Source organism: Duganella sp. HH101 (assembly GCF_001758795.1).
GTDB lineage: Bacteria > Pseudomonadota > Gammaproteobacteria > Burkholderiales > Burkholderiaceae_D > Rugamonas > Rugamonas rivuli.
Genome location: NZ_LRON01000008.1, coordinates 247,936 through 262,307, shown reverse-complemented (window position 1 = coordinate 262,307; position 14,372 = coordinate 247,936). Strand labels below are relative to the sequence as shown.

Here is a 14,372-nt window from a genome sequence, read left to right as displayed (position 1 = left end):
GCCCCGCTCCATCGCGGAAGCGGGGCTGTTGTGCGCTGGCGAAGGCCGGCGCATCTGGCTTACATCTGCTCGATCATCACGTCGCCGAAGCCGGAGCACGACACCTGGGTCGCGCCTTCCATCAGGCGGGCGAAGTCGTAGGTCACGCGCTTCGAATCGATGGCTTTCTCCATCGCCTTGATGATCAGGTCGGCCGCTTCGATCCAGCCCATGTGGCGCAGCATCATTTCAGCGGACAGGATCAGCGAGCCCGGGTTCACGTAGTCCTTGCCGGCGTACTTGGGCGCGGTGCCGTGGGTGGCTTCGAACATCGCGACCGAGTCCGACAGGTTGGCGCCCGGCGCGATGCCGATGCCGCCCACCTGGGCCGCCAGCGCGTCCGAGATGTAGTCGCCGTTCAGGTTCAGGGTGGCGATCACGCTGTACTCGGCCGGACGCAGCAGGATCTGCTGCAGGAAGGCGTCGGCGATCGAATCCTTGATCGTGATGTCGCGGCCGGTCTTCGGATTCTTGAACTTGCACCATGGGCCGCCGTCGATCAGCTGCGCGCCGAATTCCTTCTGCGCCAGTTCGTAGGCCCAGTCGCGGAAGCCGCCTTCGGTGTACTTCATGATGTTGCCCTTGTGGACAATGGTCACGGACGGCTTGTCGTTGTCGATCGCGTACTGGATCGCCTTGCGCACCAGGCGCTGCGTGCCTTCGATCGACACCGGCTTGATGCCCAGGCCCGAGGTTTCCGGGAAGCGGATCTTGGTGACGCCCATTTCCTTGACCAGGAAGTCGATCAGTTTCTTCGCGCCTTCCGAACCCTGCTGGTATTCGATGCCGGCGTAGATGTCTTCCGAGTTCTCGCGGAAGATCACCATGTCGGTCTTCTCAGGCTCTTTGACCGGCGATGGCACGCCGGTGAAGTAGCGCACCGGGCGCAGGCAGACGTACAGGTCCAGCTGCTGGCGCAGCGCCACGTTCAGCGAGCGGATGCCGCCGCCGACCGGCGTGGTCAGCGGGCCCTTGATCGAGACCACGTAGTCCTTCAGCACGGCCAGGGTTTCTTCCGGCAGCCACACGTCCGGGCCGTACACGGTGGTCGATTTTTCGCCGGCAAAGATTTCCATCCAGCGGATCGCGCGCTTGCCGCCGTAGGCCTTGGCGACCGCCGCATCGATCACCTTGATCATGACCGGGCTGATATCGACGCCGGTGCCATCGCCCTCGATGTACGGGATGATAGGGTTATCTGGTACATTCAGGGAAAAATCGGCGTTGACGGTGATTTTTTGGCCGTCGGCAGGTACTTTGATATGCTGATACATCGTGTTCTCCGAAGTGGGCGCTCGGCAAGCAGCTGGCTGCTCACGGAGCATGAATTTGTTGCCAGTTTAACACATTAGTCTCAAGTCTTCTATAAGACATAAGACAGGCGTTACCCATTATGCACCAGTATTTTAGTAGGCGCCACGGTTTTCCATGGCAGGCCGACAAGCCTACACCAAAATCAACTTAAGTGAAGTATGTCCCTCATTCTATTTAATAAACCTTTCCAGGTGCTGTGCCAGTTCTCCCCGCAGGACGGCCGCGCCACGTTGGCCGACCATCTGAAGATCCCGAACATCTACCCCGCCGGCCGCCTCGACGCCGACAGCGAAGGCTTGATGCTGCTGACCGACGACGGCAAGCTGCAGCACACCATCGCCCACCCCGACCACAAGGAAGCCAAGGTCTACCTGGTGCAGGTGGACGGCGTGCCGGACGCCGACAGCCTGGCCCGGCTGCAGGCGCCGCTGGACCTGGGCGACTTCGTCACCAAGCCGTGCAAGGCGGTGCGGATCGCCGAACCGGAATGGCTGTGGCCGCGTAATCCGCCCATCCGCAGCCGCGCCGAGCAGCCGACCAGCTGGCTGGCGATCACGCTACAGGAAGGCAAGAACCGCCAGGTGCGGCGCATGACGGCGGCCGTCGGCCTGCCGACGCTGCGGCTGGTGCGCAGCGCCATCGGCGCGATCTCGCTGGCCACGCATCCGCTGATGCCGGGGGAATGGATGGAAGTGTCGGCCAAGGATGTGGCCGGTCGATGATGCGTCGCAGCAAATAAAATTCCGGAAAACTGCGCATTTTGTGTCAACTGGAAATTTTCGGGCGGCGTTAATGAGCTAGATTCATATGAATCTGCGTTTTTTTTAGCTGGTTAAATCACTGCCAAAGGAAATCATCATGTCCAAGATCATCGCTGCCCTGGTTGCTTCCCTGTTTGCCGCCTCCGCTTTCGCCGCAGCTCCATCGGCATCCGCTTCCGCCGCCGCATCGGCCCCGATGGCTTCGGCTCCGATGGCTTCGGCTTCCGCATCGGCCGCTGCTTCCGCTCCAAAAGCCAAGAAAGCCAAAGCCAAGAAAGCAGCCGCTTCGGCTGAAGCTTCGGCCTCGATGCCAGCCAAGTAATCGCTGCCATTCCAGCAAGCCGGCCTTGGGCCGGCTTTTTTTTTCGTCCCGCGCGGCCGGCGGCTTTCCGTTCGCCCAAGCGAAAAAACCCGCGCTGGCCAGAGGCCAGGCGGGTTCTTGCTTTAAATCCCGGAAGGGAATTAAGCGGACAGTGCTTTCAGAGCAGCTGCCAGACGGCTCTTATGGCGAGCTGCCTTGTTTTTGTGAATGATCTTCTTGTCGGCGATGCTGTCGATGGTCGACACGGACGATTGGAAGATTGCGGTCGCAGCAGCTTTGTCGCCGCCCTGGATCGCTTTGCGAACTGCTTTGATAGCGGTGCGCAGGGTCGAACGCTGGGACGAGTTGTGAGCGTTTTGCTTAACTGCTTGACGAGCGCGCTTACGCGCTTGTGCGGTATTTGCCATGGAATTTCCTAAAACAGGGTAAAGGTGCGTTTGCAAACATTATTGTTTGCCAAACAGGTGCGTTCAGTGCGTCTGCCGAACCATGTGAGTCAAACTACTGCCTGCCAAACATTAGTGTCTGCGTAACAGAATTCTGTACAGCCTGCGATTATAGCGATGTTTTCTGTCAGGAGCAACTATAATCATCCCCCATGAACTTGCTTAAAACTCTAGCCGCCATCTCCAGCATGACCATGCTGTCCCGCGTTACCGGATTATTGCGTGAAACCTTGTTTGCCCGGGCCTTCGGCGCCGGCGCCTACACGGACGCTTTCATCGTCGCGTTCCGCATCCCCAACCTGCTGCGCCGCCTGTTTGCCGAGGGCGCATTCTCCCAGGCCTTCGTGCCGATATTGTCGGAATATAAAAACCAGCACGGCCAGGAAGCCAGCAAGACGCTGGCCGACCATGTGGCCAACACACTGGTGTGGTCCACCCTGTTCGTCAGCGCGCTCGGCATCATCGGCGCACCGTTGTTTGTTTACCTCATCGCCACCGGCCTGGACAAGCAGCCCGGCGCCTTCGACGCCGCCGTCTGGATGACGCGGCTGATGTTCCCTTATATTAGCTTCATGGCTTTCGTCGCGCTGGCCGGCGGCGTGCTCAACACTTGGCGCCAGTTCAAGATCCCGGCCTTCACGCCGGTGCTGCTGAACCTGTCCTTCATCTGCGCCTCGCTGTTCCTGCAGTCGCACATGGAGCAGCCGATCTACGCCATGGCGATCGCCGTGTTCGTCGGCGGCATCCTGCAGGTGGCGATCCAGATCCCGGCGCTGATCAAGATCGGCATGTTGCCGACGCTGTCGTGGAACCCGGCGGCCGGCCTCGGCGATCCGGGCGTGCGCCGCGTGCTGAAAAAGATGGGTCCGGCCGTGTTTGCCGTGTCGGCGGCCCAGATCAGCCTGATGATCAACACCAGCATCGCCTCGCGTCTGGCCGAGGGCAGCATTTCCTGGCTGTCCTACGCCGACCGCCTGATGGAGTTCCCGACTGCGCTGCTGGGCGTGGCGCTGGGCACGATACTGCTGCCCAGCCTGTCGAAAGCGCAGTCCGACGGCGACCCGCAGGAATACTCCGATCTGCTGGACTGGGGCCTGCGCCTGACCTTCCTGCTGGCGCTGCCGGCGGCGGTGGGTATGGCCGCGCTGGCCAAGCCGTTGATCGCCACCCTCTTCCACTACGGTAAATTCACCGACGAGGCGGCCACGCAGTCGTCCTATCCGCTGATCGCCTACAGCGCCGGCCTGCTGGGCATCATCCTGGTCAAGACGCTGGCGCCGGCGTTTTACGCGCGCCAGGATATCCGCACCCCGGTCAAGATCGCCACCGGCGTGCTGATCGCCACGCAATTGATGAACTGGCTGTTCGTGCCTTACCTGAAAGTATCGGGCCTGGCGCTGTCGATCGGCCTGGGCGCGTGCATCAACGCCAGCTTCCTGTACGCCGGCCTGCGCAAGCGCGGCATTTACACGCCCAAGGCGGGCTGGCCGCTGTTCTGCGCCAAGTTGGCGGTGGCCTGCGTGCTGATGGGCGCCGCCGCCTGGTTTGGCGGCCAGCAAGTGGATTGGCTGGGCATGCAGCACCAGACGCTGCTGCGGGTGGGCGCGCTGATGCTGTTGATCGGCCTGTGCGGCGCGGTGTACTTCGGGGCGCTGTTTGCGATGGGCTTCCGCTTGCGGGACATCAAGCGCACGGCACGCTGACCGGAAACGCTGAAACAAAAAAAACCCCACCTGCACTGAACGCGATCTTGAGCGCGTTCAGGCTGGTGGGGTTTTTATTGCGCGCTAAAACTTAAGCTGCTTGTTTTGCTTTGCGACGGGCAACAACACCAACCAGTGCCAGGCCACCCAGCAGCATGCCGTAGGTTTCTGGTTCTGGTACGGCGGTCACAGAGACCGAACCGTTGAAGAAGGCTTGGGTGTATGCACCATCGGTTTTACCGGATACCGACAGCAACAGCGGAGCCAGGCCGTCATAGACCAGATTGCCCGACTTCAGTTTGCCATTGATAACCGCCAGATCAAACTTATGACCGTCCAATACCACGCCATCTACGTCGAAGAACAGGCGGGTTGCGCTGATCGATGCGTCGATGTTGTAGGTGCCAGCAGCCAGGCCATCGAACAGCACGAACTGGGTGAAGTGGGTACCGGAGACGTCAGCCGGGGTGAAAGCATCGCTGTGGAACGAAGCGAAACCATTAGCATCGAACGATGCGGTAGCTGCGCTAGCGAATTGGGAAGCAAAACTAGCAGTAGCGAACAGCGCCGCAGCCAGGACAGACTTGGTATTCAGTTTCATAGAATCTCACCAAAGAAAGGATGCCGTGCTGGCATCGATGGGTTGAAAGGAGTACTTCGGGAAGAATCATAACATAAGAATATTGATTCCCATTGTAATTTTTCCACTTTTAATTCCCTTTGAGCAACTTTTACCACCTTGTGAAAACAACAGGGGAAATGTCGCACTATTAATTAAAAATTGTGACAATTTGAGAGACAAACTTCCAGAAGTGTGGCTTCCAAGCCGTTATTCTTGCGGGATCGGGGGTGGTTCGGGCGCAACAGGCTCTTCCGGAGTCGGGGGAGCATCCGGTTCCTGTGGTGGCGTCGCTGGCACCTCCACCGGTGGGGGTGGCGCGGCTGGCGTAGGAGGCGGGGCGGCGGGCTGTAGTCCGGCTACAGGCGCAGTGACGCGCGGAGCCGGCCCGGTCATTTCGGACGGCGCCGCACCGGCCAGCGCCATCGAAAACTTCCAGTCGGAAATATGACTCTTGCCTTCAAACCCGGTATAGCGGGACGGAAAGTTTCCAATTTTCACAGGCTTGGCGTCGGACAGGCTGTAGACCGCCAGCACGCCGACCTTTTCGCCCAGATACTGGATGCCCCACTCCGCCTTGCCGGTGATCGGGTCGACAAAAATCTTGCGCAAGTGGCGGCGGGTGCCGGGGAAGCGCGGATCCTTGAGCAACTCCTTCAGCGACGGCGGCTGCGGCGGCTGGCCGGCCGGCGTGGCGTCGGCATAACTCTTCAAGGCGTCGCTGAAGGCGGCGCCGATATCGAGCAATTCATTCTCCGCCCTGCTGCGCTGTATCACCGAACCCAGCTTCAGCGCCGACGCCGTCACCAGCCCGATGATCGCCAGCAGGATGATCAGGCTCAGATAGGTAAAGCCGCCGCTGCGGCCGTGGCGCGGAGCACGCATCACCAGTCGGAATAAGGTTTGCCGCTGCGGTCGGTGCCGGGGGCGCCGCTCTTGATGTTGTAGATCCCGCCCTTGGCGACATCCTCCGGCGGCACGATGATCCACGTGCTATCGCTGTCGGTGATCGGATCGACCGGCATCGCGCGCAGATACTTCTTCTCGACCAGCTGCTCCAGCGTGTCCGGATAGCGGCCGGTGTCGCCATAGTACTGGTCCAGCACCTGCCGCACATTGCGCAGATTATCGGCCAGCACGATCTCCTTGGACTTGTCGACGCTGGGGAAATAGCGCGGCACGGCCAGGGTCAACAGCAAGGCGATGATGCCCAGCACCACCAGCAGCTCGATCAGCGTGAATCCTTTGGTTTTCATCGTCACCATTTTCTATACGGCACACCGTTCAGGCCGGACTTGTCGCTCAGGCTGTAGACATCGTAGACATCCTCGCCCTCCCGGGGCTGGTCGGCATCGCTGGCGTAGCTGCGCTTGCCCCAGGTTTGCGATTCGCCCAGCGACGCGTCCGGGTTGAACGGGTCGCGCGGCACCCGGCGCAAAAAATACATCTTGGTGTGCTTGGGATTCTGCAAATCCGGCACGCCCTCCACCAGCAGCTCCAGCGTCTTCGGATAGCCGGTGGACGCCAGCGTCTTGGCGATCCGGCCCTGGTCGTAGGCCAGCTTGTAGGCGTCCAGCGCGTGGCGGATCTGGTGCAGTCCCTCGCGCAACTCCTGCTCCTGCCGGCGCTGCACCACCACATGCGCGGTCGGCACCACCAGCGCGCTGAGCAGGCCGAGGATGGCCAGCGTCACCAGCAGCTCGATCAGCGTGAACCCGCGGACGCGCTTCATCATGTGCTTACTGCTGCACCGGCTGGGTCGGTGCGGGCTCCGGTTCGGGCGGCGGCAGCACCGGCTGCGGCTGTTGTCCCTGCGACGGCGGCAACGGCGCCGGCTGGCCCTGCGACAAGGGCATCGCCTGCACCGGCGACGACGGGCGCAACGGCGCCGTCTGCACGCCGGCGGGCGGCGGCAAGGCGCCCGGCGGCGACGGCATGGCCACGGCGGGCCGCGCACTCAGGTCGGGACGGCGGCGGAAGCTGGCCTCGGTGCCGGCCGAGAACTCCGACGCCGACGCCTCCGGACGCTGCACATTGCGGATCAGGTGCGGCGTGATCGACAGCACGATCTCGGTCTTCTGGTTGTCGTCGCGCTTGCTGCCGAACAGGCGGCCGACGATGGGCAGGTCGCCTGCGCCCGGCACGTGGTTGGCGGTGCCGCGCTCCTCGTTGTTGATCAGGCCGGCCAGCACCTGGTTTTCGCCATCCTTCAGCTGCAGCATGGTGGTGGCCTGGCGCGTGCCGATCTGGTAGGCGGTGCCGCCGGTCTTGGTGGTGAGCGTGCCGGTCAGGTTGCTCACTTCCAGCTGCACGCGGATCGCCACCTCGTCGTTCAGGTAGATGGTGGGCTCGACGTTCAGCGTCAGGCCCACATCGACGTAGGTCACGTTGTCGCTGGCGAAGCCGCCGATGCCCGAGGACACCGTGGTGGTAATCACCGGCAGCTTGTCGCCGATGACGATCTTGGCCTTTTCCTTGTTGCGCACGCGGATGCGCGGGTTGGCCAGCAGGTTCGAATCCGTATCGTTCTTGTTGGCGTTGACGCCGAGCGCGATGCCGGTCACGCCGATGGTGCGCTGATTCAGGTTGTTCAAGTCGCGGATGGTGATGCCGGTGCCGCCCGACGTCGACAGCGGCGTCAGGCCGACACCGGTCGGCCACACTACGCCCAGGTCCATCACGCTGCCCTTCTTGACCTCCAGGATCTCCACCTCCAGCATCACCTCCGCTTCCGGCGTGTCCTGCAGCGCCACCAGCTTCTCGGCCAGGCGGATCGCCTCCGGGCTGTCGCGCACGATCAGCAGGTTGAGCTTTTCATCGACCACCACGTCGCGCGACTTCAGGATGGTCTTGAGCGTATTGGCCACCAGCTTGGCCTCGGCGTTCGCCAGGAAGAAGGTCTTGACCGTCATCTCCTGGTATTCCTTCAGCTTGGCCGCCACGTTCGGGTAGATCAGGATGGTGTTCGCATCCATCACCTGCTGCTCCAGCTGGTTGGTCAGCAGCAGATAGTAGATCGCCGATTCGACGGTGCTGTTCTTCAGCAGCACGGTGGTGCGCTGGTCGGTCTTGACGTCCTTGTCGAACACGAAGTTCAGGCCGGAGCGGCGCGAGATCACTTCGAACACCTGCTTCAGCGGCGCATCGCGGAACTCGATCGAGATCGGCTGCTTGTAGGTTTTCGCCAGGCCGGGCTCCGCCGCCGCAGGCGCCAGCTTCTCCGTCACCTCGCGCAGCATCTGGCGGGCCTTGTCGTTGGCCGGGTTCTCGGTCAGCATCGCGTTCAGCTTCTGCTTCGCCAGCTCGTACTCGCCCTTGTTGGCGTGCGCGCCGGCGGCCGCCAGCAGTTTGGCCTGGCGGTCGTCGCGCTCCAGCGCGCGCATGCCGGCGCGGGCGCGTTCGTTGAGCGGATCCAGCGCCTGCACGCGGCGGAACAGCTGCGCCGCCTGATCCAGCTTGCCCTCGTCCTGCAGGCGCTCGGCCTGGTCGAGGAAGCGCTGCGCCGCGCGGTCGCGCTCCATCAGGAAGGCCTGGCGGTACTGGGCGTTGCCCGGCTCCGCCCTCACCGCCTCCTGGTACTTGAGCAGGCCGGCTTCGATCTGGTCATGGGCGATCAGGTCGCGGCCATCGCGGTAGGCCATTTGTCCGGCGCAGCCGCCCAGGGCGACGGCCAACAAGGCAGGCAGCGCGGCGCGGCGGCCCAAATTCTTCAGATGACTAGCCATCAGTCGAGGACTCCAATATTGATCTGTTGTACCTGATTCAAAGGCAGATAGGTCACGGACATCAGCGGCGGCGCGATCTTCTCGACGCGGTAGGTGCCGTCAATGACGGTGTGATTGCGCACCACATAGGTCTTGTCGCCATGCGCAAGATAGACTTCCCAGGCGCCGTCGGCGACGCCCTTGCCAAGCACCGTGAACGGCATCGGCGGCGCCACCGGGGCGGGCGGCGGTTCCTTCGATGGCGGCGGCGGCGGTGGCGGCGGCGGGTTCCAGTTCTGTCCCAGGAACACGCCTTCGCCCGAGGCGAAGGTGGCATCGCCGGATGCGCCCACCAGCATTGCGCGCGGCGTCAGGCGCAGGATCGCCACGTCGGCCTGCGGCTTGTTGTCCCTGCCGGCGCGCGGCGCGGGCGCCGTGGCCGATGCAGCGGTTGATGCGGCGGTTGATGCGGCGGCGCTGCGCGCCACCGGCTCGGCGATGTCGCCCGACGGCGTGTTATCGCCGAACAGCGCCAGCCCGGCCGCCCCGGCCAACGCCACGCCCATCACGATCTGGTAGGGTTTCATGGCTCGCCGTCCTTCAGGTACAGGGTAAAGCGCAGGCGCGCTTCCACCGTGGATTCGGCGATGGACTCGCGGCGGAAGCCGATGTCGTCCAGCGACGCAAACGGCATCTCGCGCAAGCCCTGCATGGCGAACTGCCAGATGGACTGGTATGGCCCCTTCACCGGCAGGATGATCTGGTAGGTGCTGACGCGGCTGGCCTTGTCGTAGCCGGCCTTGTACTCGCCAAGGCTGAGCGTCAGGTTGTTCTTGGCCGCCAGGTCGAACAGCACCTTGACCTGCTGCTCGGCGTAGCGGTTCTCGCCCAGCACCTCGTAGAAGCCGGCCAGATTCTGGTTGGCCGACGGCGGCGGCGGCGCCGTCACCAGCGACGTGGGCGTCGGCAAGGGCTGCGCCATCAGCCGCGCCTGCGCCGCGCGTTGCGGCAGCAGCCAGCCCCACGCCGCCGCGCCGGCCAGGCACAGCGCCAGCGCGATGCAGACAGGGGCGCCCAGGCGCGCCAGCAGCAGCCGCGCGCGCAGCGCGAACGTGGCGACGTTCACCTTGATGTCCGCAGCGCTCATCGGCTTACCCATGCGGCCTCCAGCTGGAAGCGCAAGGGCCGGTTGGGATCCTGCTCGTTGATTTCATGGCGCGTCAGCGTCACGCCGCTGAACAGCTCCTGCTGCTTCAGCTCCGCCACGTAGGCCACCATGTCGTCGCTGGTTTTGGTTTCGGCGGTGATCTTCAGCACCTGCTTGCGCGAGTCCGGCTCCATCGCCACCAGCGCCACGCTGCGCGGCGTGGCCGCGGCCACCGCGTCCTGCAGGTCGCGCCACGGCAGGTTCAGTTGCAGGATGGCGCCGTTGACGAAGGCCGCCTGCCCTTCCGGTATCGCCACCCGCGCCACCTCCACCGGCCGCGCCGAGATGGCCGCCGCGCGCTCCTGGATGTGGCGCAGCTGATGCTCGCGCAAGCGCTGCTGCTCGACCAGCTTCCAGCCGCCGAAGCCGGCGGCCGCGCACAGCAGCAGCCCGGCGCCGCCCAGCGCCAGCAGCGCGGGATGCGCGTGGAACAAGCTGCGGCGCAGGCTGCGCGGTGCGAAATCGATGTTCATCTGTCTCATGCCCTGCTCCCGCCGCGCGCCAGCAAGGCCATCGGGGACAGCTTGCCGCTGGAGGCCTGCTGCGCCTGGTCCAGCAGCACGCAGGCGATATGCTCCGGATGCTCGCCGGCCTTGCTCCATGCGGCCGGCGCCGCGCCGCATACCTGCAGCAGCTCCGGCGCGTCCATATCGAGCAGCAGCGCTTCGCGCTTCAGCGTCTGGCCCAGCCAGTACTGGTCGGCGCCGTGCCCGGCCGGCATCGGCAGCGCGCGGATGGCGCGCATGCCCTTGCCGTCCGCCTCGATGGCGGCCAGCGTCAGCAGGTTGTCGTGCACCAGGCCGAACCACGCACCCGTCTTCAGGCTGCGCCGCCAGCGGTTGTAGGCCGTGATGAAATGCGGCTCGATGCCGACGACGTGCAGCTTGAACTCCTGCGCCACCAGCCGCAGCACGGCCAGCAAGGCGCGCGGCACGGCGGCGGCGAAGAACGGCTGCGCGGCGTCCCAGTCGCCGGCGATCTGCCAGGCCGCGGGCGCCTCGCCGTACAGCGACTGGAAACGGAAGCCGGCCGCCGCTTCGATGTCGGCCAGCCGCGCCGCGCCAGGCGGCGGCGCCACGCGCCACATCCGCGTCAGGTCGTCGGCCAGCACGATGCTGACCGGCCAGCCGGCCACGCTTTTATCGCCGAGCTGTTCGCCCAGCAGCGCGCGCAGCGCGTTGGCGATGGCGTCGAACGGATGCTCGCCCGACGGCGCGAACGCATGCTCGGCCAGCACCGTGACCGGCTCGCCGCGCCAGCGGCTGATGCGCAGCAGGCTGACCGCATGGGCGGAGACGCCGATGCGCAAGGATTGTCCAATGGTTCTACGCATGCAAGGTCACTCGTTTGATTTCAGACAGCGTGGTGCCGCCCCGTTTGACCAGCTCCAGCGCGGCCTGCCGCAGGCTGCGCGTGCCGTTCTCGTAAGCGGCCTGCTTGATCTGGCGGATCGGCCGCTTGTCGACGATCAGCTCGCGGATCTCGTCGTTCAGCGTCAGGATCTCGGCGATCGAGCGGCGGCCCTTGTAGCCGGTGCCGCGGCAATCGCCGCAGCCCTTGCCCTGCATGAAGCGGTAATCGTAGACGTCGGCGCGCGCCAGGCCGACGCTGGCCAGCTCGTGGTCGTCCGGCGTGTACTGCGCCGCGCAGTGCGGGCAGTTGATGCGCACCAGGCGCTGCGCCCAGATGCCGTTCAGCGCCGACACAAAGGCATACGGATCGATGCCCATGTGCGTGAAGCGGCCGAACACGTCGAACACGTTGTTGGCGTGGACGGTGGTCAGCACCAGGTGGCCCGTCAGCGCGGACTGCACGGCGATTTCCGCCGTCTCGCGGTCGCGGATCTCGCCGACCATGATCTTGTCCGGGTCGTGGCGCAGGATGGAGCGCAAGCCCTTGGCGAAGGTCAGGCCCTTCTTCTCGTTGACCGGGATTTGCAGGATGCCGGGCAGCTGGTACTCGACCGGATCCTCGATGGTGATGATCTTCTCGCGGCCGTTGTGGATCTCGGTCAGCGCCGCGTACAGCGTGGTGGTCTTGCCGGAACCGGTGGGCCCCGTCACCAGCAGCATGCCGTAGGCTTCCTGCGCCAGCACGCGCAGCGTGGCCAGCGACGGCGCGTCGAAGCCCAGCGCTTCCAGCGTCAGCGAGCCGTAGGCTTCGATCATGGCGCGCTTGTCGAGAATACGGATCACCGCGTCCTCGCCGTGGATGCTCGGCATGATGGAGACGCGCAGGTCGATCTCACGCGCGTTGGCTTCGACGCGGAAGCTGCCGTCCTGCGGCACGCGGCGCTCGGCGATGTCCAGCTCCGCCAGCACCTTCAGGCGCGAGATGATCTGCTCGGCGACGTCGATGCCGTTGACCGAGGTGGCGTGATCGAGCACGCCGTCGACGCGGTACTTGACCGCCAGGCCGCCGGCCGTGCTTTCCAGGTGGATGTCGGAGGCGCCGGCTTTCAGCGCGTCGTACAGCGTCGAGTTGACCAGGCGGACGGCCGGGCTGGCCGCTTCCGACACCGAGGCGAACGACAGCACGGCGGCGGTCTTGCCGTCGCGCCGGCCCTCGCTGGCGCCGGGCAGCAGCGTGTCGGTGGCGCGCGCCGATTCCTCCTGCTTCGACAGATAGGCCTGGATGTCGGCCTGCAGCGCCAGCCGCGTGTGCAGCGGCGCGTGCGGCGTGGCGCGCGCCTGCGTGCCCAGCCAGGTTTGCAGATCGAGGTCGAAGGGATCGGCGATCACGCCGACCACCGTGCCGTCGTGCGCGCGCAGCAGCACGCAGTGACGCGCCAAGGCCTGCGACAGCGGCAGCAAATCGAAGGCCGGCGTGTAGGCCAGCATGTCGATGGTCTCCAGCACCGCCATGCCGAACGGCTGCGCCAGCGCCTGCACCACCAGGCGCGCTTCCAGGCCGCTCAGCGCGACCAGTTCTTCGACCAGCGTGCGCTTGGATTGCTGGCGCAGGTGGCGCGCGCGCGCGACCAGTGCGGTATCGAGCGCGGGAACAGGCGCCGCGCCGGCGATGATGGGGGTGGCGTGGGCCGTCATGACATGTCTCCGGCCAGATCGAAAATCGGCATATACAGCAGCACCACGATGGCGCCGACCACCAGGCCGATGGCGGCCATCAGCAGCGGCTCGAAGGTTCGTGTGAAGCGTTCTATCCAGCGGCTGATTTCGCCGTCGTAGAAAGCCGCGGATTGGGTCAGCATCGGTCCCATGTCGCCGGTGCGCTCGCCCACGCGCAGCATGCGCAGCGAGATCGGCGTGGTCAGCTGGTTGGCCTCGAAGGCGGTCGACAGCGGCAGGCCCGATTCGATGGCGGCGCGCGCCGCCTGCAGGTTCTGGCGGATGCCGGCCGACACCATGCCCTGCACGGTTTCGATCGCGTGCACGATGGTGATGCCGCCCTCGCTGAGCATGCCCAGCGTCAGGTACAGCCGCGACAGTTCGTAGATGCGCACCCGCTCGCCGATGCCGGGCAGGCGTCCCAGCAGGCGCAGCATGCCGCCGCTACCCATCAGCTGGCGCACGCCCAGCGCCAGCGCGGCCAGCACGGCGGCGATGCCGCCCAGCAGCAGCGTGGTGTGGGCGCCGGCGAACTGGCCCCAGTTCAGCATCTGCTGCGACAGCCACGGGAGGTTGCGGCCGGCGCCCTGGTAGACCTCGGCGAAGCGCGGCACGACGTAGCCGATCAGGAACAGGCTGACGCCGCCGCCGACCAGCAGCAAAATACAGGGATAGATCGCGGCCGACACCAGCTTGCCGCGCACCAGGTCGATGCGCTGCTGGTAGTCGATGAAGCGGGACAGCGAACGCGGCAGGTCCGACGTACCCTCGGCCGCCTTGACGATGCCGATGTACAGCGGCGGGAACAGTTCGGGCTGCTCGGCCAGCACGGCGGAGAAGCGCTGGCCTTCGCGCAGGCCGGCCAGCAGGCGCTCCAGCACGCTGCGCGTGACGGGGCTGGTTTCCTTTTCCAGCAGCGCCTCCAGGCCCTCGACGATGCCGAGGCCGGCGGTCAGCAGCGCCAGCAGTTCCTGGCTGAACAGCACCAGCGAGAGGCCCTTGCCGCGCGCCTTGCCGCCGCGCAGGCCGAGGCTGCCGCGTACCGGGGCGATGGCGCTGACGTACAGGCCGCGCGCCTCCACCTGGCGGCGCGCATCGGCCTCGTCCCGGCCGTCGATCACCAGATGCGAGATGGCCATATCGGCCGACAAGGTGCGGACATCGAACTGCATGGACGGCTTTCCTGGAC

Annotated in this window: 16 protein-coding genes; 2 read left to right on the top strand and 14 right to left on the bottom strand. The window is 65.0% G+C overall.

Going from position 1 to position 14,372, the window contains the following annotated elements:
* Nucleotides 1-59 precede the first annotated feature (59 nt).
* Nucleotides 60-1,313, bottom strand: coding sequence for an NADP-dependent isocitrate dehydrogenase (gene icd / locus DUGA2_RS15430; protein ID WP_070270186.1), 1,254 nt, complete (start codon nt 1,311-1,313; stop codon nt 60-62).
* A gap of 198 nt (nt 1,314-1,511) precedes the next feature.
* On the opposite strand from icd, the gene DUGA2_RS15425 reads away from it, so the two are divergent.
* Nucleotides 1,512-2,075: a pseudouridine synthase gene (locus DUGA2_RS15425; RefSeq protein WP_070270184.1), complete on the top strand. Its 564-nt coding sequence runs from the start codon at nt 1,512-1,514 to the stop codon at nt 2,073-2,075.
* Between the two features lie 102 nt (nt 2,076-2,177).
* Here the strand turns inward: DUGA2_RS15425 and DUGA2_RS34215 are convergent, their stop codons facing one another.
* Nucleotides 2,178-2,432: a hypothetical protein gene (locus DUGA2_RS34215; protein ID WP_070270182.1), complete on the bottom strand. Its 255-nt coding sequence runs from the start codon at nt 2,430-2,432 to the stop codon at nt 2,178-2,180.
* A 144-nt stretch (nt 2,433-2,576) separates the two neighbouring features.
* A complete protein-coding gene (gene rpsT, locus DUGA2_RS32685) occupies nt 2,577-2,843 on the bottom strand; it encodes a 30S ribosomal protein S20 (protein WP_008446456.1) in 267 nt (88 codons plus the stop codon).
* Nucleotides 2,844-3,034: 191 nt separating this feature from the next.
* Here rpsT and murJ point away from each other — a divergent pair, with 191 nt between their 5' ends.
* Nucleotides 3,035-4,585 carry a murein biosynthesis integral membrane protein MurJ gene (murJ, locus tag DUGA2_RS15415; protein WP_070270180.1) on the top strand — a complete coding sequence of 517 codons (1,551 nt, stop codon included), beginning with the start codon at nt 3,035-3,037 and terminating at the stop codon, nt 4,583-4,585.
* A gap of 91 nt (nt 4,586-4,676) precedes the next feature.
* On the opposite strand, the gene DUGA2_RS15410 is transcribed toward murJ, so the two are convergent.
* The 11 genes from DUGA2_RS15410 to DUGA2_RS15360 all read right to left on the bottom strand — a co-directional run bounded on the left by DUGA2_RS15410 (nt 4,677) and on the right by DUGA2_RS15360 (nt 14,355).
* Nucleotides 4,677-5,186 carry an FxDxF family PEP-CTERM protein gene (locus tag DUGA2_RS15410; RefSeq protein WP_070270177.1) on the bottom strand — a complete coding sequence of 170 codons (510 nt, stop codon included), beginning with the start codon at nt 5,184-5,186 and terminating at the stop codon, nt 4,677-4,679.
* Between the two features lie 228 nt (nt 5,187-5,414).
* The gene (locus DUGA2_RS15405; RefSeq protein WP_070270174.1) at nt 5,415-6,089 is read right to left on the bottom strand and encodes a type II secretion system pseudopilin PulG; all 675 of its coding nucleotides are present in this window, start codon (nt 6,087-6,089) and stop codon (nt 5,415-5,417) included.
* Nucleotides 6,089-6,469, bottom strand: coding sequence for a type II secretion system protein (locus tag DUGA2_RS15400; protein ID WP_070270171.1), 381 nt, complete (start codon nt 6,467-6,469; stop codon nt 6,089-6,091). Before DUGA2_RS15400 ends, DUGA2_RS15405 begins: the two co-directional genes overlap by 1 nt.
* Nucleotides 6,463-6,939 carry a type II secretion system protein gene (locus DUGA2_RS15395; RefSeq protein WP_070270169.1) on the bottom strand — a complete coding sequence of 159 codons (477 nt, stop codon included), beginning with the start codon at nt 6,937-6,939 and terminating at the stop codon, nt 6,463-6,465. Before DUGA2_RS15395 ends, DUGA2_RS15400 begins: the two co-directional genes overlap by 7 nt.
* Before the next feature lie 4 nt (nt 6,940-6,943).
* The gene (locus tag DUGA2_RS15390; protein ID WP_070270166.1) at nt 6,944-8,929 is read right to left on the bottom strand and encodes a secretin N-terminal domain-containing protein; all 1,986 of its coding nucleotides are present in this window, start codon (nt 8,927-8,929) and stop codon (nt 6,944-6,946) included.
* The gene (locus DUGA2_RS15385) at nt 8,929-9,495 is read right to left on the bottom strand and encodes a hypothetical protein (protein WP_070270164.1); all 567 of its coding nucleotides are present in this window, start codon (nt 9,493-9,495) and stop codon (nt 8,929-8,931) included. The genes DUGA2_RS15390 and DUGA2_RS15385 overlap by 1 nt, the downstream gene beginning before the upstream one ends.
* Nucleotides 9,492-10,067 (bottom strand): hypothetical protein, encoded by a 576-nt coding sequence (locus DUGA2_RS15380; RefSeq protein WP_070270162.1) that lies wholly within the window; start codon nt 10,065-10,067, stop codon nt 9,492-9,494. Before DUGA2_RS15380 ends, DUGA2_RS15385 begins: the two co-directional genes overlap by 4 nt.
* Nucleotides 10,052-10,597, bottom strand: a complete 546-nt coding sequence (locus DUGA2_RS15375) for a PilN domain-containing protein (protein ID WP_070270160.1) — start codon at nt 10,595-10,597, stop codon at nt 10,052-10,054. The genes DUGA2_RS15380 and DUGA2_RS15375 overlap by 16 nt, the downstream gene beginning before the upstream one ends.
* The gene (locus tag DUGA2_RS15370; RefSeq protein ID WP_070270159.1) at nt 10,594-11,448 is read right to left on the bottom strand and encodes a hypothetical protein; all 855 of its coding nucleotides are present in this window, start codon (nt 11,446-11,448) and stop codon (nt 10,594-10,596) included. Before DUGA2_RS15370 ends, DUGA2_RS15375 begins: the two co-directional genes overlap by 4 nt.
* Nucleotides 11,441-13,162 carry a GspE/PulE family protein gene (locus DUGA2_RS15365; RefSeq protein WP_008446435.1) on the bottom strand — a complete coding sequence of 574 codons (1,722 nt, stop codon included), beginning with the start codon at nt 13,160-13,162 and terminating at the stop codon, nt 11,441-11,443. Before DUGA2_RS15365 ends, DUGA2_RS15370 begins: the two co-directional genes overlap by 8 nt.
* Nucleotides 13,159-14,355 (bottom strand): type II secretion system F family protein, encoded by a 1,197-nt coding sequence (locus DUGA2_RS15360; RefSeq protein WP_070270158.1) that lies wholly within the window; start codon nt 14,353-14,355, stop codon nt 13,159-13,161. The genes DUGA2_RS15365 and DUGA2_RS15360 overlap by 4 nt, the downstream gene beginning before the upstream one ends.
* Nucleotides 14,356-14,372 lie beyond the last annotated feature (17 nt).